The sequence below is a fragment of the Phenylobacterium sp. genome (assembly GCF_046290725.1).
Lineage (GTDB): Bacteria > Pseudomonadota > Alphaproteobacteria > Caulobacterales > Caulobacteraceae > Phenylobacterium.
The window spans coordinates 459,512-479,505 of the sequence record NZ_JBKBUH010000001.1 but is presented as its reverse complement, the minus strand read 5'-3'; the positions used below and the strand labels follow the sequence as shown (position 1 = coordinate 479,505).

17 protein-coding genes and 1 pseudogene are annotated in these 19,994 nt (G+C 73.9%); 7 read left to right on the top strand and 11 right to left on the bottom strand.

Annotated features, from left to right (window positions below; all coding sequences use genetic code 11):
• Positions 1-94: 94 nt before the first annotated feature.
• From ACK41C_RS02545 to ACK41C_RS02520, 6 genes are all read right to left on the bottom strand, one after another.
• Positions 95-1,027, bottom strand: coding sequence for a DUF2493 domain-containing protein (locus ACK41C_RS02545; protein WP_409650112.1), 933 nt, complete (start codon positions 1,025-1,027; stop codon positions 95-97).
• 84 nt (positions 1,028-1,111) lie between these two features.
• On the bottom strand, positions 1,112-1,972 hold the full coding sequence (locus ACK41C_RS02540; RefSeq protein WP_409650109.1) for a sulfite exporter TauE/SafE family protein: 861 nt from the start codon (positions 1,970-1,972) through the stop codon (positions 1,112-1,114).
• 11 nt (positions 1,973-1,983) lie between these two features.
• Positions 1,984-2,451 (bottom strand): GcrA family cell cycle regulator, encoded by a 468-nt coding sequence (locus ACK41C_RS02535; protein WP_409650106.1) that lies wholly within the window; start codon positions 2,449-2,451, stop codon positions 1,984-1,986.
• Between the two features lie 179 nt (positions 2,452-2,630).
• Positions 2,631-2,888: a hypothetical protein gene (locus ACK41C_RS02530; protein ID WP_409650103.1), complete on the bottom strand. Its 258-nt coding sequence runs from the start codon at positions 2,886-2,888 to the stop codon at positions 2,631-2,633.
• A 232-nt stretch (positions 2,889-3,120) separates the two neighbouring features.
• Positions 3,121-3,525 carry a single-stranded DNA-binding protein gene (locus tag ACK41C_RS02525; protein WP_409650100.1) on the bottom strand — a complete coding sequence of 135 codons (405 nt, stop codon included), beginning with the start codon at positions 3,523-3,525 and terminating at the stop codon, positions 3,121-3,123.
• A gap of 41 nt (positions 3,526-3,566) precedes the next feature.
• Entirely contained in the window at positions 3,567-3,923 is a 357-nt protein-coding gene (locus ACK41C_RS02520; protein ID WP_409650097.1) for a single-stranded DNA-binding protein, read from the bottom strand.
• A gap of 152 nt (positions 3,924-4,075) precedes the next feature.
• On the opposite strand from ACK41C_RS02520, the gene ACK41C_RS02515 reads away from it, so the two are divergent.
• Entirely contained in the window at positions 4,076-4,387 is a 312-nt protein-coding gene (locus ACK41C_RS02515) for a hypothetical protein (RefSeq protein WP_409650094.1), read from the top strand.
• 2 nt (positions 4,388-4,389) lie between these two features.
• On the opposite strand, the gene ACK41C_RS02510 is transcribed toward ACK41C_RS02515, so the two are convergent.
• Both ACK41C_RS02510 and ACK41C_RS02505 read right to left on the bottom strand, forming a co-directional pair.
• Entirely contained in the window at positions 4,390-8,631 is a 4,242-nt protein-coding gene (locus tag ACK41C_RS02510) for a strawberry notch-like NTP hydrolase domain-containing protein (RefSeq protein WP_409650091.1), read from the bottom strand.
• Between the two features lie 273 nt (positions 8,632-8,904).
• Positions 8,905-10,956: a ParB/RepB/Spo0J family partition protein gene (locus ACK41C_RS02505; protein WP_409650089.1), complete on the bottom strand. Its 2,052-nt coding sequence runs from the start codon at positions 10,954-10,956 to the stop codon at positions 8,905-8,907.
• Positions 10,957-11,153: 197 nt separating this feature from the next.
• Here ACK41C_RS02505 and ACK41C_RS02500 point away from each other — a divergent pair, with 197 nt between their 5' ends.
• Complete coding sequence (locus ACK41C_RS02500) at positions 11,154-12,122, top strand: GAF domain-containing protein (RefSeq protein ID WP_409650086.1); 969 nt, start codon at positions 11,154-11,156, stop codon at positions 12,120-12,122.
• A 68-nt stretch (positions 12,123-12,190) separates the two neighbouring features.
• Positions 12,191-12,376, top strand: a complete 186-nt coding sequence (locus tag ACK41C_RS02495; RefSeq protein WP_409650083.1) for a hypothetical protein — start codon at positions 12,191-12,193, stop codon at positions 12,374-12,376.
• A 349-nt stretch (positions 12,377-12,725) separates the two neighbouring features.
• Here the strand turns inward: ACK41C_RS02495 and ACK41C_RS02490 are convergent, their stop codons facing one another.
• The gene (locus ACK41C_RS02490) at positions 12,726-13,670 is read right to left on the bottom strand and encodes a toprim domain-containing protein (protein WP_409650080.1); all 945 of its coding nucleotides are present in this window, start codon (positions 13,668-13,670) and stop codon (positions 12,726-12,728) included.
• Between the two features lie 51 nt (positions 13,671-13,721).
• Positions 13,722-14,150: a hypothetical protein gene (locus ACK41C_RS02485; protein WP_409650077.1), complete on the bottom strand. Its 429-nt coding sequence runs from the start codon at positions 14,148-14,150 to the stop codon at positions 13,722-13,724.
• Between the two features lie 210 nt (positions 14,151-14,360).
• Between ACK41C_RS02485 and ACK41C_RS02480 the strand changes: the two genes are divergently transcribed.
• From ACK41C_RS02480 to ACK41C_RS02465, 4 genes are all read left to right on the top strand, one after another.
• Positions 14,361-14,981 (top strand): GntR family transcriptional regulator, encoded by a 621-nt coding sequence (locus ACK41C_RS02480; RefSeq protein ID WP_409650074.1) that lies wholly within the window; start codon positions 14,361-14,363, stop codon positions 14,979-14,981.
• Between the two features lie 97 nt (positions 14,982-15,078).
• Positions 15,079-15,201 carry a hypothetical protein gene (locus ACK41C_RS02475; RefSeq protein WP_409650071.1) on the top strand — a complete coding sequence of 41 codons (123 nt, stop codon included), beginning with the start codon at positions 15,079-15,081 and terminating at the stop codon, positions 15,199-15,201.
• Positions 15,202-15,241: 40 nt separating this feature from the next.
• Entirely contained in the window at positions 15,242-15,898 is a 657-nt protein-coding gene (locus ACK41C_RS02470) for a lasso peptide biosynthesis B2 protein (protein WP_409650069.1), read from the top strand.
• A gap of 2 nt (positions 15,899-15,900) precedes the next feature.
• The gene (locus ACK41C_RS02465; RefSeq protein WP_409650066.1) at positions 15,901-17,724 is read left to right on the top strand and encodes an asparagine synthase-related protein; all 1,824 of its coding nucleotides are present in this window, start codon (positions 15,901-15,903) and stop codon (positions 17,722-17,724) included.
• 34 nt (positions 17,725-17,758) lie between these two features.
• Here the strand turns inward: ACK41C_RS02465 and ACK41C_RS02460 are convergent.
• A pseudogene (locus ACK41C_RS02460) lies at positions 17,759-19,165 on the bottom strand (alpha/beta hydrolase family protein); the annotation flags it as partial.
• Between the last annotated feature and the right edge of the window lie 829 nt (positions 19,166-19,994).

Genomic DNA, 19,994 nt, shown 5'->3' with positions numbered 1-19,994 from the left:
AGCTAAGCCGAGTCTCGAGCACTCGGATCGGCCAAACGAAGAAACCCGCCCGGCCGGAGCCGAGCGGGTCGCACAGACAGAGAGAAGCGGAAGCCTAGGCCGCTCTGGCCTGAATGGCCAGGTGCCGGCCGCCACGGGCCTGGGCGAGCTGCGCCAGGTTCAGCGCCGGTCCGAACGGCTGCGACCGTCCGCGGCGTTCGCCGTCCAGCGACTGCGCCAGCGTCAGGCAGCAGGTCGGCTCCAGCGCCAGCAGGTCATCGTTGGCCCGGAACGGCGCGGCCTTGCCGTGGCGGTCGAAGTCGGCGCGGGCGAGCACCAGGGTCACGTGCTTCTGCTGGGCCCAACGAATCGCCAGCCGCTCCGCCCCGCGGGCGCCGGTGGTCGCCAGCGCCATGTCGGGCCACTGCGTCTTCGCCCAGTTCAGCGCGTCGAAGATCCGCCGCGCGTCCTCGGCGCCGTCGGCGAACGGCGCGGCGCGGAAGGCCACGACCGGGCCGGTCACCTCGGCTTCGCCGGCCTTCCGGCGTTCCGCCGCCCGGGCCACCTGCTTGGCGTCCAGTTCCGCCGCCGTAAGCCGCGTGCCCCGCCGGCTGCCGCGCCAAGCCGTCCAGACCTGGCCGGTCTGCACCGTGTAGACCTCGGCCGCGGCGTCGCGGACGAGCTCGGCCGCCGTCTGGCTGACGTCGGCCGCACGGGTCGCGCGCGTGGCGTCCTGCAGTTCGGTGTCGGCCATCTCCGATCCGTCGAAGTCGCGCTCCAGGACGCGCATCCGGTCACGGGCCCGGTCGGCGTCGCGCTCGATGCGGCCCGCCGCCGAATGGAAGGCGCCGATCAGGCTTTCGCAGAGGATGGTCTGGACGTCCTCGAGCGCTGTGTCGCCGAGGACGTCGAGCAGCTCGGTCATCAGGGCGTGGCCGAGCTGCACGAGGGCCGCTTCCGTCGGATGCGGCCGCGGGTCTTCCAGCGCCGCGGCCTGGACGTCGAAAGCGGTGTCCGAAGACGAGAAGGCGTGAAGGGAGAAGGTCATGACGATGACTCCATCGGTCTGAAGCACGTCGACTGCGCCCGATGCGCAACGACCCTCTCCCCGCCCACGTCGGGCCCCCGGCGGTCACCGGAGCGGAGCCTCAGGCGGAGCGCAGGGGAACGGCCGCCAGGCCGTTGACGGCCGGGGTGACGTGACAGGATCGGAGGGCGTTGTGTGGGGGTGTCTGCGCCCGCCGACGAGGCGGGCGCGCTGTCCGGCGCGGGGACCGCGCCGGGAGCGGGAGCAGACCCTGCGCAGGAAGAACAGGACCGTCACGCCGGCGCAGAGCGCCACGGTGGCCCACTTGATCACGGGCGCCGACAGGCGCCGTCCGACGTGGGCGCCGGCGTAGCCTCCCGCCAGCGCGCCCGCGCCGAGCGCCAGGGCGAAGGGCCAGGCCACGGCCCCGGCGACGATGAAGGTCGCCACCGCGACGGCGTTCGCCGCCGTGACCATGAGCGTGCGGGCGCCCTGCAGCGCCTGCACCTCGGCGCCGGTCAGCATGCGCCAGGCCGCCATCATCATGATGCCCACGGCGCCGCCGAAGTAGCCGCCATAGACCCCGAGTCCGAACTGCAGGACGACCAGCACCGCCGGCCGCCCCGCGAGGCCGGCGAGCCGCGGCGCGATCCGCGGTCCCGCCGCCAGCATCGCCGTCGCCGCGAGCAACAGCCACGGCAGGACCTGGTCGAAGGTGGAGCTCGGCGTCCAGAGCAGCAGCAGCCCGCCGACGAGGCCACCCACAACCGTTGCGGCGACGAGCACGGGAAAGCTCGCCCCCGGCAGCGGCAGCGGCCGCGCGCCGCCGCGGTAGACCCAGGCGCTGGCGAGCCCGCCGGGAAACAGGGCTGCCGTGCTCGTGGCGTTCGCGGCGACCGACGGCAGCCCGGCTGCGATCAGCGCCGGCATGGACACGAACGAGCCGCCGCCGGCGAGCGCGTTCATGGCGCCCGCCATCAGGCGAGCCCCGCCATCTTCAGCAGGTGATCGCGGGGCCGCTGCGGCTGGTAGGCCTGGGCCGCGTGTCCGTCGCAGTAGGCGCCACGCGCGGCCGGTCGGCCGCAGAGCGTGAAGCCGGCCGCGAGCGGATCGCCGATCGGCCAGCGGCAGGCGTGCGCGGCCACCGTCAGCACCGTGGCCAGACCGGGGTCTTCGGGTGCGGCGACAATGCGCGGCGGCGGCGGCCGAACAGGCGCGGGCCCGCGCCTGCCGCCGTCGGACCGGCGCACGGGCGACGCTCGGCGGGTCCCCGGCCGCGCCGCCTTCGGTCCCCCGTTCAGCCCGAGGCGATGGATCTTGCCGATGACGGCGTTGCGGGTGACCCCGCCCAGGGCGGCGGCGATCTGCGCGGCGCTGAGGCCGCCCCGCCAGAGGCGGGCGAGGGCGTCGACGCGTTCCCGCGTCCAGGAAGGGGATGAGGACATGACGGACCTACGACGAGCCCGATCGGCTCGCCCGAGCCCGCCCTCCCTCCCGCTTCGCGTGAGGGATCGTCACCCGGAAGGGCGGAGACCCGACAGGGGCTCCGGGAGCCGCCCCGGCGGCGACTAGAGCCCGACCCGGCCAGCCGGCCGGGGCACGCCAAAAGCGCGAGCGCCAAGGTTCAGCTCAGGCTTGCCGCGTCCCACGCCAGAGCGCCGGTCTCATCCCGGTCCCAGGCGCCGACGAAGGCGAGGTCGAGCTCCACGCCGCGAGCCACCACCACCGAGGTCCAGACTTCGGGGCGCGCCAGCAGCGCACGGCGTGCATGTTCCCGGGCTTCGGCCGCCTCCGCGAACGCCGCACGCTTTGCGAGGCCGAAGCCGTCCTCGCGGCAATAGATCAGCGTGAAGAGCGGGTAGGGGTCAGCCGCTTCGTCCATCTGCAGATCAACGGAAGGCGCGCCGATGCGGTCAAGACGAAAACGCCTCCAGCGCGGCGATGCGGGTGGGGGCGGCCCGCCACGGCTTGAGACGGGTCAGATCGCCGCTCAGGCTCCCTGGCTGGAATGGAGGAACCATCGCGCGGCAGCCGCGCGCACGCCGCGAGAGGTCGCAGAATGAAGACGGCCGCCCCGGTAGGGGCGGCCGTCCATGCATCTCAAGGGTGGCGTGTCAGAACGGGATCTCCTCCTCGTCGAAGTCGCCAGCGGCGTCGGCCGCCGGCTCCTGGCCGGAGGCTTGATCCGGCCGCCTCGCCTTGATGCGCAGCTGTTCGACGACGAGCCGGAGGTCGTAGTGAACGACCCCGTCCTGCCCGGTCCAGCTGTCGTTCTCCACATGCCCGCTCACCACAACCCTGGATCCTTTGCGGGCGTACGGGCCGATGTAGCCCTCGGCGGCGGCCTCGTTGAAGCAGATGCAGTTGAAGCCGGTGGTGCGCTCGCCGGGCTGGCCGTCCCCGCGCCGGAAGCGGGCGGTCTCCACGAGGCGGAAGCTCGCGCGCTTCTTGCCGGAGCCCTGCGCGGTGAGGATGGACGGATCGGCGGCCAGATAGCCTTCGACGGTCACGGTCTGCATGGTCAGTCTCCTAGATCGGAATGGGAAAAGGAGGGAGGCGGTCAGGCCGCCAGCGGCTCGCGCGCCGCGGCCGCGCCCTCGCGAACGCCGGCCCAGTCGAGGACGGTGAGGCGGCGCACCACCAGCTCCTTGGCGGCCCTGCGGCCGCCGTCTCGCGCCTCGTAGTGGTTGTCGACGAAGGCGCCGACCACCATCACCTCGCAGCCTGCGGCCAGCCCCGGCGCGATGACCTTCTCGTTGAGCCCCTTGGCCCGGCTCACGCAGTTGACGCCCACGACCCGTTCGGCGCCCTCCGCGTCCCGGCCGCGGTTCTCGATCAGCCGGAAGACGGCCTTGCCGAAGTCCTCCGTCACCTGCGGATCAGCCGCCAGGCGGCCCACAAACACCACGTTCTGCATGTCAGTCTCCTTGGTCCGAAGCCGCCGCGAGACCTCCTCCCGGTCCGGCTTCGCCCCACGAAGCCCTTCCGTCTCCACTCCGCGGGCGGCGTGACGCACGGTCGCGCGCCGGACCCTGGCGACACCGCTCGCCGCGGGCTATCCCGCTCCCGATGAGCGACTTCCTGGATGTCCCCGGCGTGTCCGGCGCCCGCTACCGGTTCCGCCGCGCGGACCTGCACGCCCTGCCGGCGACGGCCGGCAACCTCCTGGTGGTGTGCCTGCGCAAGGCCGGCCCCGAGCTGCTCCTGTGCGCCGCCGCCGACAGCCTGGCACAGGCCGCCAGCGGCGCCGCGGAGGCTCTGAAGGCGCGCCGCGGCGCTGTGGTCTACATCCGCCTCAATGTAGCCCGGGCCGCGCGCGAAGCCGAACATGCCGACATCGCCGCCCTGGCGCCGGAGGCGGTCGCCGGGCAGATCGCCTGAGCTCACCTGCCGGGCTCCAGCACCTGCACGACTGGGTGCCGCCGCAGGACGGCTTGGACCACCTCGGCCCGGTCGACCGGGAGGAACATCCTCGGCGTGTAGGCGATGATCTCCACGAAGCCACCGAGCGCCACGAGCGCCGCCCGGTCGCCGGCTCCGCCCACCACTTCCAGTCGCCAGCGGTCCATCACCCGCGCCCGCCGGAGCCAGCACCCGCCCTCGAGGCCCAGCTGCACGCCGCGCTCCAGCGTCTCGCGCAGCACGAGCGCGCCGTCCGCCCAACTCTCCGCCAAGCTCGAAACCCCCAGCGCCGCCTTGAGCGCGGCGACCTGCGCGGCGTCGAGCACCCGGCCCAGCCAGCGGCGGCCATCGGGCGCCTTCACCCGCCGCACCTGGGCGCTCTTGGCCGGCAGCCGCGCCCAGACCGGCAGCAGCAGGCCGGTGGCCAGCACGAGCTCGCGCCGCCGCCAGGGGTCGGCCGCGTCGATCTCCGCCTGCCAGGCGGCGGCCCAGGCGTCCCGATCGACCGGCGCCCAGGCCGACTCCTCGAAGCCCTTCAGCGGCCCAAGGCTGCGCTCCTCGGGCCGCACGAGCCGCACCGCCGGCAGCAGCCGGTCGTCGTCGCCCGTGGTCGTCAGGCCAAGCTCGACGAGCGCGGCGCGCCCGGAGCGGCCGTTGACGGCGAGGACGGCGCCTGCGCCGAGCGCGTCGGCCCGCGCCAGCGCCTCGCCGACGCCCAGCAGCCGGCGCGGCGTGCGCAGCGAGAAGGCCACGAGCCGGGTCTCGGCGCCGGAGCCGGGGTCGGTGCGAACCGTCTCCTCCGACAGCACCTGCAGCTCGTCGGCGACGATGTCCTCGACGCCGTGGTCGAGCTCGCCCGCGGCGGCGGCGCGCTCCAGAACGCCCGCCAGGATCCGCCCGAAGTCTGCGAAGAGGGCGTTCTGGTCGGCGATGCGCAAGGCCAGCAGCCGGTTGAGGAAGGTGGTGATCGGCGGCAGCTCGTCGGAGCCCCTCAGCAGGCCCTCGGCGTCCAGCAGCTTCAGCCCCGTCTTCGCCTGGAAGTCCTCGAGGCTCATGCTATCGAGCTCGCCGCGCGCCAGCGCCCCGTACATCACCAGCAGGGCGCGGCGCGCCCAGGGGCTCTCGAGGTTGTTCTCGGCCCGGAAGAGCCCCGCGCCCGCCACGCGTCGCTCGCCTCGGGTGAGCGCGCCCAGCGAGTCCAGCCGGCGCGCAATGGTGGAGAGGAAGCGCTTCTCGCCATGGATGTCGGTGGTCACCGGCCGGAACAGCGGGGCGCAGACCTGGTGGGTGCGATGCGTGCGGCCCAGACCCTGGATCGCGGCGTCCGCCCGCCAGCCCGGCTCGACGAGGTAGTGCACGCGCCGCGCGCGGTTCACCGCGTCCACGGCGGCGTGGTAGCTGCGCCCGGTGCCGCCGGCGTCGGAGAAGACCAGGACCCGCTTGCGCCCGTCCATGAAGGCGTCGGTCTCGGCCTTGGCGGCGGACGGGCCCCGGCGTTCCACCACCCGCCGGCCTTCCCGCAGCACCACGCGCCGCGTGCGCCCGGTGATCTCGGCGACGGCGCCGGTCCCGAGCGCCTCCAGCAGGGCGTCGAGCACCCCCGGCACGGCCGGCAGGCTGGCGAGCCCGGCGATGGTCTCGTCGCGCAGCCGCAGCGCCTCCTGGCTGTGAACCGGCCGGCCGTCCTCCATCACCGGCACGAGCACGGTCTCGCCGTCCTCGCCCTCGAGCGCCTGCATCAGCGCGGTCGGGAAGGCGCCCTTCAGGTAGTCGAGCACGTACTCCTTGGGCGTCAGGTCGACGGAGAGGTTGTTCCACTCCTCCGGCGGGATCTCCGCCAGCCGGCGGGCGGCGACCGCCTCGTTGGTGGAGACGATCTGCACGACGGCCGCGCGGCCCTCCGCCAAGTCCTGCCGAATGGCCGCCACGAGCGTGGGCGCCTTGAGCCCGGCCAGCAGGTGGCCGAAGAAGCGCAGCTTGGCGCTCTCGAACGCCGAGCGCAGGGCGCTCAGCGCCGCCCCGCTCAGCACCTTACCCGCCTCGTCGCAGATCCCCACCGCACGGATCGCGGCGTCGAGGTTGCCGTGGATGGTCTGGAAGGCGTCCGCCCAGGCGCCCCAGAGGGCGACGTCCTCGGCGCTCAGCGGATGCTCGAGCGGTTCGTACTCGACGCCCTCGAAGGACAGGCTGCGCGCCACATAGAGCCCCAGCGCCTTCAGCTCGCGCGCCACCAGCTCCATGAAGGCGATGCCGCCCGCCTCGGCGGCGTCCAGGAAGTCCGCCCGCGTCGCGAACGGCGCCTCGGGCCCGCCCCACAGCCCGAGCCGGCCGGCATAGGCCAGGTTGGCGGGCTCGGTGGCCCCCGTGGCCGAGACGTAGAGCACGCGCGCGTCGGGCAGGCGGTTCTGCAGCACCAGCCCCGCGAGACCCTGCTGGGAGGCTTTCTTCGGCCCGCGGCCGCCCACGCCGCCGGCGGCGTTCGCCAGGGCGTGGGCTTCGTCGAAGACGATTACGCCGTCGAAGCCGGCTCCCAGCCAGGCCACGATCTGCTCGAGCCGCGAGGGCCGGCCGCCGCGCGCCGGCTGGCGCAGGGTGGCGTAGGTGGTGAAGAGCACGCCCCGCTCCAGGCCGATCGCCTCGGACGGCTTCCAGCGGCTCTGGGGGACGACGTCGTGGGCCGAGCCGCCGAGCGCCCGCCAGTCGCGTCGGGCGTCTTCTAGCAGCGCCTCGTTGCGCGACAGCCAGACGGCGCGCGCGCGGCCCTGGGCCATGTTGTCGGCGATGACGGCGGCGATCTGCCGGCCCTTGCCGGCTCCGGTGCCGTCGCCCAGGAACATGCCCCGCCGCAGCCGCACGGCGCCGGCGGCGCCCTCGGCCGCGAGCCGCAGCTCATGCGGCGCCTCGCCGAGCGTCCACCATCCCGGCAGCCGCGTCCCATGCGCCTCGCCGGCGTAGACCACGGTCTCCAGCTGGGCGTCCGACAGCCGGCCGTCCTGCACCAGCGCCGGCGGCAGCACGGGCCGATAGGAGGGTTCCGGCGCCCCCACCGAAGCCATCGCCGCGGCTTCCACCAGGGGCGTCGGATGCGCCTGAGCGCCGACGATGGCCAGACGGCCGCGCCAGGCCTGGTAGAGGCCCACGTCGCGGCCCTCGCCCGACCAGGGCTCCACCGCATAGTCGAGGGGCGCTGCGCCCTGCAGGAACCGCAGTCCCACGCCCTCGGCCCGCCGCAGAGGCATCGCCATGCCGACAGGTCCTGTCCGCACCGGGCGCGCCTGTGCGGTCGGCCGGTCGGGGAGCCCGGCGGCCCAGGCCGCGGCTTCAGCCAGGTCCCGCACCACAACTGTCTCGGCCGACGCAGCGGCCCCGCCCGCCCGGTCGATCGCCAGAAGGCCAGTCTCGACGCTGGTCCCGTGCCGCGCGAAGGCGCGCGGCGGCAGCGCCAGCCGCCCCACGACCGAACCCTCCCGAGCGAGCAGCGCCAGGAGCCCGCCGTCGGTGAGCGCCGAGGCGGGCACGATCGCCGCCAGTCGGCCGCCGTCGGCCAGGCACCTCAAGCCGGCCAGCAGGTGCGAGCCCAGCCCCGCGAACGGGGGGTTCATCAGCACGGCGCCATAGCCGCCGGCCTGCGGCAGCAGGTCCGGCAGCAGCACGGCGTCGCGCCGCCAGCGCGCCGCGGCAGGGAACAGCCCGTCCAGCAGACCGGCGCGCCGGTCGGACAGCTCATTCAGGGTCACGGCGGCGCCGCACGCCTCGGCCACCGCGGCGATCATGCCGACGCCGGCGGACGGCTCCAGCACTGCATCGCCGGGGCGCACCTGCGCCGCCAGCACCAGCAGGCCGGCGAGCGGGGCGGGCGTCGAAAACTGGTCCAGCGCCAGCTGCTCCTCCGAACGGCGGGTCTGCGTCAGGCCCAGGGCCGAGATCCCGTCCAGGAGGGCGACGACCTCGGCCGGCGCATCTTCCAGCGGCGCGACCTGCGCGCCCACCCGACGGACCTGCAGCACCATGGCCGCCTCGATGGCGTCGTAGGCGTCGCGCCAGTCCCAGGCGCCCTCGGCGTCCGTCGCGCCGAAGGCGGTGGTGAGCCCGCCCGACACCAGCCGGCGGTCGAGCGCGCGACCGCGCGCCAGGTGCGGCGCGAGCGCCCGGGCGGCGGCGAGCAGGTTGGCGGGGCGGTCGTCCGCGCCGGAGACGGCGGCGAAGAGGGGCAGGGCGGTCATGGGGAGCTCCCGTCGGCCCGGCGCGGCGGGCGCCTCCCTCCGGTCCGCCGGGCTCGCCCTGGCCCCACCTGGCTCCTTCTCCGCAGAAGACGACGCCCTCCCGCCGGCCAAGCGGAAGGGCGCCGTCGGCCCGACGGGCGCACTGGTGGGAGGCGGGACCTGTAGGACGGTCGCCGCGGAGCGCTCCTAGACGTGCCCACCCCGGGGCCGCGGCCGCTCCTGGCCGCGGGTCTCCCCGGCGTTCGCGACGGGCGGCGCCCTCGGGCGGTCCCGTCAGGCGGCGACGGCCGCCGCCTCGTCGTCCGGCGCCTCGTCATGCGACGCCCCATCGCGCGTGAGCGCGCCCGCTTCGTCAGGCTGCGGCTCCGGTTCCTCGGGCAGCGCGGCGGCCCAGGACAGGTACGCAGGCGCCCAGGCCCGCTCCGCCGCGCGCTCGGCCACGAGGGCCACCAGTTCGTCCTTTCGGCAGCCGCCGGCGCGGCCGTCGGGCCCGCCCATCTCGTCGAGCATGGCCAGGAGCTTGCCCTTGGGATGCGCCGCCAGGAACGGCGCGTCGGGCGTCCAGTGGAGGGTGACGTCGGCGCCGCACAGGGCGGCGATCTCGACCGCCTCCGCCCGGGCCGCACGCCGCAGGAGGGAGGTCCGCTCCTCCCGCAGGTCGAGGCTGAGCCCCGCCAGTTCGGCCAGCAGCGCCATCCGCTCGCCATGCGCCAAGGAAGCGACCCAGCCGATCGGGGAGAGGCCCGAGGCCTCCCAGGCGACCCGCCGGTCGGCGAGGCGCTGACGGACCTCGCCGTCGAGGCTGGCGATCGGCGGCGTCCGCGGACGGCTATAGGCCTCGGCGCCGACGGTGAGGGCGCCTCCGCCCTTGCCCAGGCCCTGCCGCAGCACCATCACCGCGAACAGCCGCGCGACGATCGCCACCAGGGCCGTGCCCGGGTCGTCGGCCAGGGCGCGGACCAGCGCCCGGGTGGCGGTGTCCGTCCGCACCTCGTGCAGGGCGTGGTTCACGCCCTCCAGCTCCGGAGGCGGCGCCGCGGCCACGCACCGGACGGGCGCGAGAGACCCTGCGCCCGGGCGCGCAAAGGTCGTCGACAAGGACAGCGCAGGGCCGTCATCCGCCGCCTCCCGCTGGGTCTCGTGTGCCTCGACCTCCACAACCTCGGGCGGCGGTCCATAGGCGCGGAGATCCAGGCCCGTCCTGCCGCTGGCGAACACCTGCACCAGGCTCGCGTCCCGCGCGCGTTCGCTCGCCACGAGCGCGGCCAGCCTGGCCTCCAGGAACGCCCGGATCGCGCCGTCGCAGCTCGCGTCGGAAAGGTCGCGGTCGGCGAGCGCCGCCGCGGCCTCGGCGGCCGCCGCCTCCGCCGCCCGCCAGGCGTCCAGCGCCTCGGCGTCCAGCGCCTCGGCGTCCAGCCCGTCGCCATAGGCGGGCCCGAACGGCTCCAGGGTCTCGTCGGGCTCGCCGGCGATCGAGGCCACCTGCACTTCGCGCCCCGGCGCCGCCACCGCATCCGCGAGGGCCTCGGCGCGCCCGCTCCAGGCCGCCTCGAGCGCAGCCGGATCGAGCAGCACGTCCGGGTGCTCGCCGAAGAGGTCGCTCTCGATGCGCCCGCCGGCGGCGGCGTAGCGCGCCGCGCCGGCCAGCCGGAACCGCCGGTCCGCCGCCGTGAGCCGGCCGCGCTCCAGCCGGTCGGTGATCCGCCATTCCGGGAAGGCGTAGCCGTCGAGGGTCGCCTGGGCGAGTTCGCCCTGCTCCTTGCGGTCCGGCAGCCGCGCCAGGAGCCGCGCCTGGCGCAGGCTCACGCGGCCGGCCTTCAGGGCCTCGAGCGCCTTCGGGTGCAATCCGGCCAGGGCGGCCAGCCGCCGCACCTCGACCTCCTCGTAGCCCAGCGCGGCCGCGACGGCCTCGACGGTCAGCTTGGCCTTCAGCATGCGGCCGATGGCGGCGATGACGTCGGCCACGTGCACCGGCACTCCGGTGTTGGTCAGCACCACGGCGGCGGCCTGACGCGCGCGATCGTTTTCGACGAAGGCGCTGACGCCGAAATCCTCGGCGATCCGGCCGTCCGCCAGCAACGCCGTCAGCGCCAGCCACCGGCGGCGGCCGTCGAGCACCATCCAGCGGGCCTCACGGCGGCGGCCGGGCCGCACGGTGAGCGGCTGAAGCAGGCCCGCAGCCAGGATGGTCTCCGCCAGCTGCGGGATCCCGTCGTCCGGCGGTTCGCCGAAGCGCAGGTTCTCGGGCGCCACCGCGAGGTCGCGAAGCGGGACGGTGAGGGGCAGGCGCGCCTCGGGCGCTGGGGTCGGGACGGGATCTGACATCGGATGCTCTCCGCCCGGCCTCCGGGGACCACCCCCGCGCCGGGCGCCCGTTCCGACCCTGCCTTCCCCTCCAATTGCACCGCGGCGCGCCGATTGCCGCCGCCGGCCGCAACCGTCATGCTCAAACTCGCCGCACCCGGAGGCGTCGAGTCGCGACGCCGCGCCCGAGCCGAGCGCAGCGGCGAGTGGACGAGGGAATGAGCGACGCCGAGAGCCTGAGGGCGCAGCTGCGCAAGAGCGAGCAGACGTTCTTCGACAAATTCTCCAAGCGGATCACCCACGTCGAGAGCCTGCGACCCCTGTTCGGGTTCATCGGCGTCGGGGGCACCTTGATTGTGGCCTTGGCCCGGGCGGTGGACGACCCCTGGGGCCTTGCCCTGACGATCGGCGGCGCCGTGGTGGCCGGAGCCGGCGGCGCCATGGTCGTCCTGATGGACTACAAGAAGCTGGAGATCTCGCAGGACGCGAAGGACGCGCATCGCATCGCCGACGAGGCGCTGGACGCTCTCGCCGAGAAGATCCGCGAGCTCGAGGCCGCCGAGGCCACCTGTCGGCAGGCCGTGGCCTTCGACCTCAAGCGACTGGCGCGGATCGACGCCACGCGCCTGATGATCGAGAGCGTCGAAGCCGCCTTCCTCAACGCCGCCGACCCGAAGAAGTCCGCCCAGTTGATGCTGCGCCTCGCCGCATCGCGGCTCCGCAGCGCCATGGACTACAAGGCCGGCGACTTCCTGACCTTCACCATCTTCCAGAAGGTGAAGGTGCGCGGCGGCGGAGAGGTCATGCGGCCGATCGCGCGCCAGTGGACCGACGCGCACGCCGCCTCGTCCTTGGGGCGCGAGTGGAAGCGGGGGGAGGGGTACACGGGACGCCTCTGGAGCCTCGCGCACGACGACCGCGAGGTGAGCATCGTCGAACCCGACACCCAGCGCCCGGCGGCGCAGTACAGGGTGGAGAACGCTGATCCGGTGAGGGAGGCGCGCTATCGCTCGGTGGCGAGCTTCCCGATCCTGATCGGCAGCCAGGACGATATCTGGGGCGTCGTGACGGCAACCAGCGACCGGGCCGGCGTTTTTGATCATGTCGGCGACCTGGCGCGGCAGAGCGTGGAGACCGTTCGCGACATCGCGATGGTCGCCAGCCTGCTCGCCAAGTTGCGGCCGTGACCGCCGAAGGCGCAGCTTGTTGGCGTGCGGTCCGTGTGGCAGAATCTGAACGTTGACCAGGTGAGACGATGTCGGACCTAGAGAAGCTTGAAGCCGAATACCGCCGCCTTGCCACGAAGGTGATCTATGCCGGCTTCGAGGGCGGGGCCGATCCTGCGGACGTCGCCCGGCTCGAGCAACTTTCCGAAGAGCTCCTCCGCCGCAGCACCATCGGGTCTTTCGCGCGGGAGAAGCCGGAGCCCGTCGCCGCCTAGCCGGTGCGCTAGGCCGCGGAGCGCGCGGGCGCAATTCGGCGAAAGCCTGTCTCCGTCTTCTCCGCGATGGTCCGCCGCAAGGCTTCCACGGCCGCCAGGAGTTCGACCTCCGACAGGACAAGATGCCCTGCCGGCGCGGAGGGCGCGGCTGCGCCGTTCTGTTGCGAACGCCGGCGGTGGTCAGCGAAGTCGATCAGCATCGCGCGCAAGGCCCCCCATCCGCGGGAGACTCGGTGGGGAGTCGTCCCTCGGCGCAAGCCTCCAGGATTCGGCACGAGCCTCACCCAAAGGGAGCCCGAATGCGGCGCGGCGGAAGCCGAACCGCCTCGGCTATGGTCAGCGGCGGATCTCAGGATCCGAATCTGCGCACGCTGCGCGCGGCTCTTTCGACAAGGACATCGTTCCAATCGCCGAATGGAGCAGGCGGCGTGCGGACCACGACCCCGAGGCCCACAAGGCCAAGCGTCGCCTGGAGCTGCGCGGCCGCCGCCTGGCCGACACGGCCGCGGTCGGCGGCGATGAGGACCCGCCGCACGTCGGGCGGCGGCGTCCAGCGTGCGAGGTTGTGTGCGCCGAGCAACGCCCAGCCGGGCAGGCCGAACAACCGCATCGCCGCGAGCGTCGTGAAGACGCCCTCGGCGACCAGCATTTCCTGGCCGGCGGGGGCGAGCCGGACGGCCGAACCTGGCGGCAGGACGCCCACGACCTTGCGCGAGGCGCGCATCCGCCGGCGCAGGCCGTCGTCGGTGAGGTAGGTCACCTCCACGGCGGTGAGGGCGCCCGTGGTGTCGTGAGCGGCGGCCATCAGCGCGGGCGCTCTCCGGCGGCCGGGGCGGTACACGGAGGTCGGCGCCGCCGCGTGGGCGCGCAGCGCCGGCACGGCATAGGCCTCGACCACGCCGCGGCGTCGGCAGTGACGGGACGCCGCCGAAGCGGTCCCAAGCGGCGCGCCCTCGGCCCAGAGCCGCCGGGCCGCCGCCACACGCTCCGCCGCCAGCAGGACCGCTCCCGCGGCGTTTGGGGCAGGCCGTGCTCCGAAGCCGCCCACCAGCCGGTGGTCGGCATCCACGAGGCCGCGGGTGCGCAGATCGTCCATCACGTCTTGCCAGGGCGCACCGCCGAAGCTGTGGACCACCAGCCGCTCGCCGGCGAGCAGCAGCGAGACGGAGCGGTCCGCGGCGCTGTGACCCGGCGCCGGGACGCTCGCGCGGCGGCCGCCGGCGTAGACCTCGCCGCCGAGCGCCGCGGCGATGGCATGCAGGGTTGCGGGGCGCCCTTCACCCAACTCGGGCATTTCGACCTCCTTCGCCGGCTCCGGGGGACCCCGCTCGCCCTTGCTCCAGCTTCAGGCCGCTCCGCCGCCCGGCGCGCGCACCAGCCGCAGTGCGAGGCTGCTCGGCCCCCCGGGTTCGGCCACGATCTGCAGCTCCCGCTGCAGGTGGACGTCGGCCTCGAGCAGGATCCGCATGGCGGGGTAGTCGGCGGCCAGGGTCGCGGCCCACAACACCTTGCCGGGGTTCTCGTCGAGCGCCCGGCAGATGGCCACGAACAGATCGAGCCGGCGCGGCCCTGCGCCCCGGACCTCGCCCGGCGCCTGTGGCGAGTCGAACGCCGCATAGCGCGCCAGCGTCTTGCGGGTGATCCGAGCCCGGGCGGCGACGCGCTCCGCCATGCCGGGCTCGGCGATGCGCTGGCGGATGTGGAAGGCGATCCGCCGGAGCACCTGTTCGACGCTGGGCGGGGCGTCGCCGCCCCAGGTTTCCACGACCCTCATCCGACTGTGATCCGGCCAGCCATTCCTCTGCTGCCAGAACACCCGATCACACCTCTGGGTTCAGTATTCGAGCGCGCCCGCAATGTCATTGCGGGTAGTCCGCAAGAATGTTGCGGACAAGCTAAAGAAATCCTGTTCTGCGACCTCATCGACTTGCCATGCGCTGTCTTTCGACAACCTATGGTCGTTCGGGTTTGCGTGGAGTGCGTCATGCGTCCAGAGCGAGAAGAGGCGTTCGAAACCGCCCTCGAGGCCCTGCGCCGCCGCCTACTGGAAGGACGCTTTCCGCCCGGCGAACGCATCCCGGCGGTCGCCATCGCCGACGAGCTGAAGCTCAGCGCGACGCCGATCCGCGAAGCCCTGTCGCGACTTGCCGGCGAAGGGCTGGTGGACGAGCGCCGCCACCAGGGCTTCTTCGCCCGCCGGCTGACCGGCGCGGACGTCGCCGACCTCTATCGCCTGAGCCAGTCGCACCTGCTGATGCTGCTCGCCCAGGAGCGCGCCGTCCGCCACAGCCCCCCGGACGCCGAGCGCCTGCAGGCCGAACCGGTGACCGCCATCGAGGCCTTCTGCCTGGCGTGGCTGCACGCGCGGGGAAGCTCGACCCTCCACGCCGCTTACCGCAGCGCCGCCGTCCAGCTCGGGCCGATCCGCCGCACCGAGCCGCTGATCCTGGACGACCTGGCTGAAGAGGCGCTGGCGTTCGCCCGAGCGGCCGTCGACGAGGCCGCCGCCGAGATCGCCCAGATGTTCCGCAGGTTTCATGCCCGCCGCATCGCCGCCGCCGACCGGCTTGCCCTGGTCTACGCGCGGCAGGCCGGAAGATTATAGGGTAAATATAGAGGGAATATAGATTGAATAGAGAGCTCCCCAGGCGCGGAATTCTGCTGTCGTCGACGTGACGGCAATCAACAGCGGAGTAACGACCATGCAAACGCGCCTCGAACTGCCGCAATCGCGGCTGATCTGCTTCGGCAGCGCCAAGGCCTGCACCAACCAGGGCGTGGGCCAGATCCTGGAAGCCGATCCGGAAGAAGGCTTCGACGACTGACGACGGCGCCCGCCGTCTCTCAGGGGCGGCGGGCTACGCCATGACGGACGCTCCCTTCCAGGCCTTGGTGCTCAGGCGCGACGTACACGCCGCGCGGGTCGGCGACGATCTGGTGTTCCTCGACGTCTCGGCCGACGCTTATAGCTGCCTGCCCAGCGGAGCCGAGGCGATCGACCTGCGGCCGGACGGATCGCTGGCGGCGTCCGCGTCCCTTGCCAGCCAGCTGCTGCGCGCGGGCCTCGCGCAGCGCAACGGCTCGCCGCCTGGCCCACGCGCCATGCCGCCGCCTGTCCGCGCGACGTTGTCGCCGCACACAGCGCGGCCGGCGCGGCCGCGTCACCTCCCCGATATCGTAGCCGTCACCGCCGATGTGCTTCGGCACTATCGCGGACGCAGCTTCAGCGAGGTCCTCGCCGCGGGGCGCGTATCGCCGCGCGCCGGCGCCGCCGCCGAGGACCTCGCGACGCTCGTCGCCGATTTCCACGCCTGGATCCCGTGGGCGCCGATCTCGGGCAAATGCCTCATCCGGTCGTTCGTCCTTCGCCGCTGGCTCGCCCGCCGCGGCCACGCGACACAGTGGGTGTTCGGCGTGGCGACCTGGCCGTTCCGCGCTCACTGCTGGCTGCAGTCCGGCGACCTCGCCCTCGACGACGTCCCTGAGCGCCTGCAGGCGTTCGAGCGGATCCTGGTAGTCTAGCGGTGCGCCGCACATCCTTTTTCGCCATCGCCGCGCGTCGGGACAGCCTCGCCTCACCGGGCCTCGACGCCGAACAGCTGGCGGAGATCGAGCATGCCGGCGACTGGCGCTGCGCCGTCCGGCTGCCGGGGCTCGCCGTGTGGAGCGAGCCCAGCGGGGCGCTGCCGGTACGGGCGCTGCCGCGGGGCAGCGGCGTGCTGATCGGCGAGGTTCTGCCCCGGGCCGCCGCTGCGCCATCGCCCTGGGCTGCGCCCCACGTCGACTGGGAGAATCCGCGCGCTGCGGCCGGACATCTCTGCGCCGGCGCCTGGGGCGCTTATGTCGCCCTGCTGCGCGACCCGCGCGCGCGCCTCGCCCTGTTCCGTGAGCCGACGGGCCAGCTTCCGGCCTTCGCCTGGACATTGCGCAGCGGCGAGCGGGTGGTCGCCTCCGATCCGCGGCGCGTGCCCGCGGCGCTCTCGCCGCCCGACCTCGGGATCCACTGGGAACGGGTCTGGCGCTTCACGGCGCAGCCCGGCGCCGCGAGCGACCGCCCGTTGCTGGACGGTCTGCAGGGCGCCTGTCCGGGTCAGTTGCTGTGGCTGGACGAACAGGACGCGGCGCCCGAGACGGTCTGGACGCCTGCGGACTTCATCCCCCGCGGCGGCAGGATGCCCGACGAAGCGGCCGAAACGATCGTGGCGCGCGTCGACCAGGCCGTCGCCGGGCGCCTGCGTCATCACGACCGGGTCCTGGTCGAGGTCTCCGGCGGACTGGACTCGGCCATTGTGGCTGGCGCAATCGCAGCGGCGGGCTTGACGCGGCGGGTGGCCGCCTGGCTGAACATTGTCGGCGGCGAGCGCGAGGCCGACGAGGCGCGCTACGCTGACGCGGTGGTCAGACGCGTGGGGGCTGCCTTGCACCGGATCGAACGCCGCGCGCGCCGCCTCGACGTCGACGAGATCGAAGCGGCCGCCTTCGAGCCCTGGCCGACAATGGCGGCCATCGAGCCAGACAGGGACCGGATCGAGGCGGAGCTCGCCCGCAGCCTCGGCGCGACAGCCATCGTGTCCGGCCAGGGCGGCGACGCCGCCTTTTTCCAGATGCCGGGAGCGGCGATCTTCGCCGATGCGCTGCGCGACCGGGGCCTCCGTGCGCTCAACTCGCCGCTGCTCGCCAATGTGGCGCGCCGCACCCGGCGCTCGGTCTGGGGCGTGCTCGCTGAGGTCGCGCCGGACAAGCGGCGGACCGCGCCAGCCCGTCGATCGCCCTATGTGCTCGCCCCGCCGGGCGAGGCGGAGCACCCGTGGGTCCGAGCCGCCCGAGAGGCCGATGCGCCCCCGGGCAAGCGGCTCCAGATCCTGGCGCTCGCCGCCCTGCACCTGCACCAGGCCGACAGTCGCCGGCGCGCCGTGGCTGACATCGTCTTTCCGCTGTTCTCGCAGCCGCTGATCGAGCACGCCCTCGCCATCCCGAGCTATGTGCTCGCCGGCGCCGCCTATGACCGCCCGTTCGCCCGCCAAGCCTTCGCCGCTCGCCTGCCGTCCGAAGTCCTCGCGCGCCGCGGGAAGGGGGACCACACGGTCCACTACGCCCATGTCGTGGCGCGCAGCCTGGATGTGATCCGCCCCTATCTCCTCGACGGCAGCCTGTGCCGCGCCGGCGTCCTCGACCGCGCCGCCCTCGAGCGGGCGCTGCGGCCCGAGCGCCTCATCTGGGAGGAGCAGCCCGGCGCGATCCTCTGGGCGACCGCGGTGGAGGCTTGGGTGCGGACGTGGCAGCGGCAGGTTCCGGATGCGCGGACGGCGCCACGTCGCCCGGGGCGAGATGCGCGTCGAGGAAGCTGAACAGCCGGTCGTAGTAGTCGCGGACGTTCCCCGGGCTGGTCAGCCCATGATCTTCGCCCCAGTAGACGACCAGCTGCGCGTCCTTTCCCTGACGGGCAAGCGCCGAGAACAGGCTCGCCGACTGGCTGAGCGGCAGCTTGTCCTCCGAGCCGTGGAACAGCAGGACCGGCGTCACGATACGGTCGGCGACGTAGAGCGGGCTGTTCCGGGCGTAGCGCGGCGGATCGGCCCACGGCGGCGTGAGCATGGGGTTCTGCGTCCGCTCGACGAGCCCGGTGGCCCAAGAGGTCATGTAACCGTCCTCGGGCTGCAGGATGCGGCCCTCCGGGTAGTTCGCCCAGATCGCCGCCATGTCGGTGGGCGCGGCGAAAGCGATAGCCGCCCGGAAGCGGGGCGACTGCGCCGCTGCGCTGAGCACGCTGTAGCCGCCATTGCTGAACCCCAAGAGGCCGAGCCGGTCGGGATCGAAACGCCCGGAGCCCGCCGGCGTCCCGGAGGCCGCCTCCACGATGCCCAGGATGCGGTCCGCCAGCCCCTGCGCCGGCTGGCCGTCGTCCCGCGCCGGCAGGCTGGGGACGAGCACGGCGTAGCCATGGCCGGTAAGCGCCCTGAGGTTCTGCAGGAAGCCCCGCTCCACAGGGCCGTCCTGCGGCCGGCTGCGGAAGGTCTGGCCGAGATAGGGTCGGATAACCAGCGGCGGCGGGGGGCCTTCCTCGTTGGAGGGCAGGAAGAGCCAGCTCGTCAGCGGCTCGCCCTTGAGACCGCGATGGGCCACTGCGACCACCTCCGGCGTATCGGCGTCGGCGAGGTGACCGTTGATTTCGGCCAGGACCCGCCGCTCGTCTCCCTGCCGCAGCACCAGGCGCTCGACCCCGGACGGCTGCGCCTCGCGGACCACGACCGCTCTGCGCGGCCAGGAGACGGCCAGCACCTGGCCAGGCGGCGAGGGCAGGCTATCCACCGGGCCTTGCCGATCGACCGCGAACCGCAGCAGCGTCGCGCCGGCGCGGAAGGTCGCGCTCTCCAAGGCGGGCGCCGCCGGTCCGCCCACGTGCGCGGCCGGTCCCACAAGACGCCCCTCGATCTGCGGCGAGGGCTCGGAGACGGCGCCCGTCGCGGAAAGCCGCCAAAGACGGCCGTCGCTCAAGGCCAGCAGAACGCCGGGCGCGAGTTCGGCGAGGTCCCGCGGCGGCGAGGGCGCTGCGGCCGTCAGGTTGCGGCTGCCGCTCTGGTCGCAAAGGCGCCAGTCCGGCCGCGCGTCCGGTGCGCCGAACGGCCGGCTCCAGACCAGGGGGCGCGAGCTCAGCCACCGCGCGTGCACAGTGACGGGGTTGACGCGAACCTCGGGGACGACGTCCCGACAGACGGGCTCGACATCGCCATTCCGCGCATCGACCCGGAGCAGTCGCCCGCTCGCCCAGAGCCCGTCCGCGCCGCGCATCAGTACAAGAAGGGCCCGGTTGTCGGGCGACCAGGCGAGAAGGTCGGGGAGCAGGTCGCAGGCCGGGCAGGGGCGCGCCACGCGCCCGCTCTCCAGATCCAGCACGGTGAGCCGCGTGGCTTCGGTCTCATTGCCGGCGGGCCCGCGCGTCGGGCGGTCCGCCCGCAGCGACAGGTCCGGTCCCGTGGCGAAGAGCGCCACCCGCCCACGGTCCGGCGAGAGCTCGAGGCGGAAGAACTCGCCCTCGGCGAGCGACGCCGTGACGCCGGAGGCGACGTCGATGGACATCAGCCGGCGTGGCGGCGCGCGCCGCCGGACTCCAAGGTATCGCCCGCTGCCGAGCACGGTGTGGGCGCCCTGGCCGGTTGCGGCGCTTGCCCAGGCGGCCGGCAGGCGGGCCGGGCGCACCCTCGCAGATCGCACGGCGCCCGGCGGCTGCCGGTCGGGGCGCGTGAGGACCAGCAGAACGTCGTCGGACCGCCAGCCCAAGGCCCGGGGATCGGCTTCCGGCGTCAGGTCCACCCAGCGGATCTCCCGGGTCTCCAACGTCAGGACTCCCAGCCGGAAGTCCTCGCCGCGCAGCTGATAGACCGCCGCGCGCCGGCCGCTCGGCGAGAAGGCGCCCAGCACCAGGCCGCGAGGATCACCCGCGGGCCCATCCGGCGCAGCCGCCGGACCCGAGGCGAGGTCGATGAGCCTCAGCCGGCCAAGGCTCGGGCTCATCCAAGTGTCGAGGTCGAACCGGTCGGCGCTGAGGTAGGTGTCCCGCTGCTCGAAGACGAGCCAACGACCGGTGGGGTCGAAGGCGACCCGCCCGAATGAGCCCTGC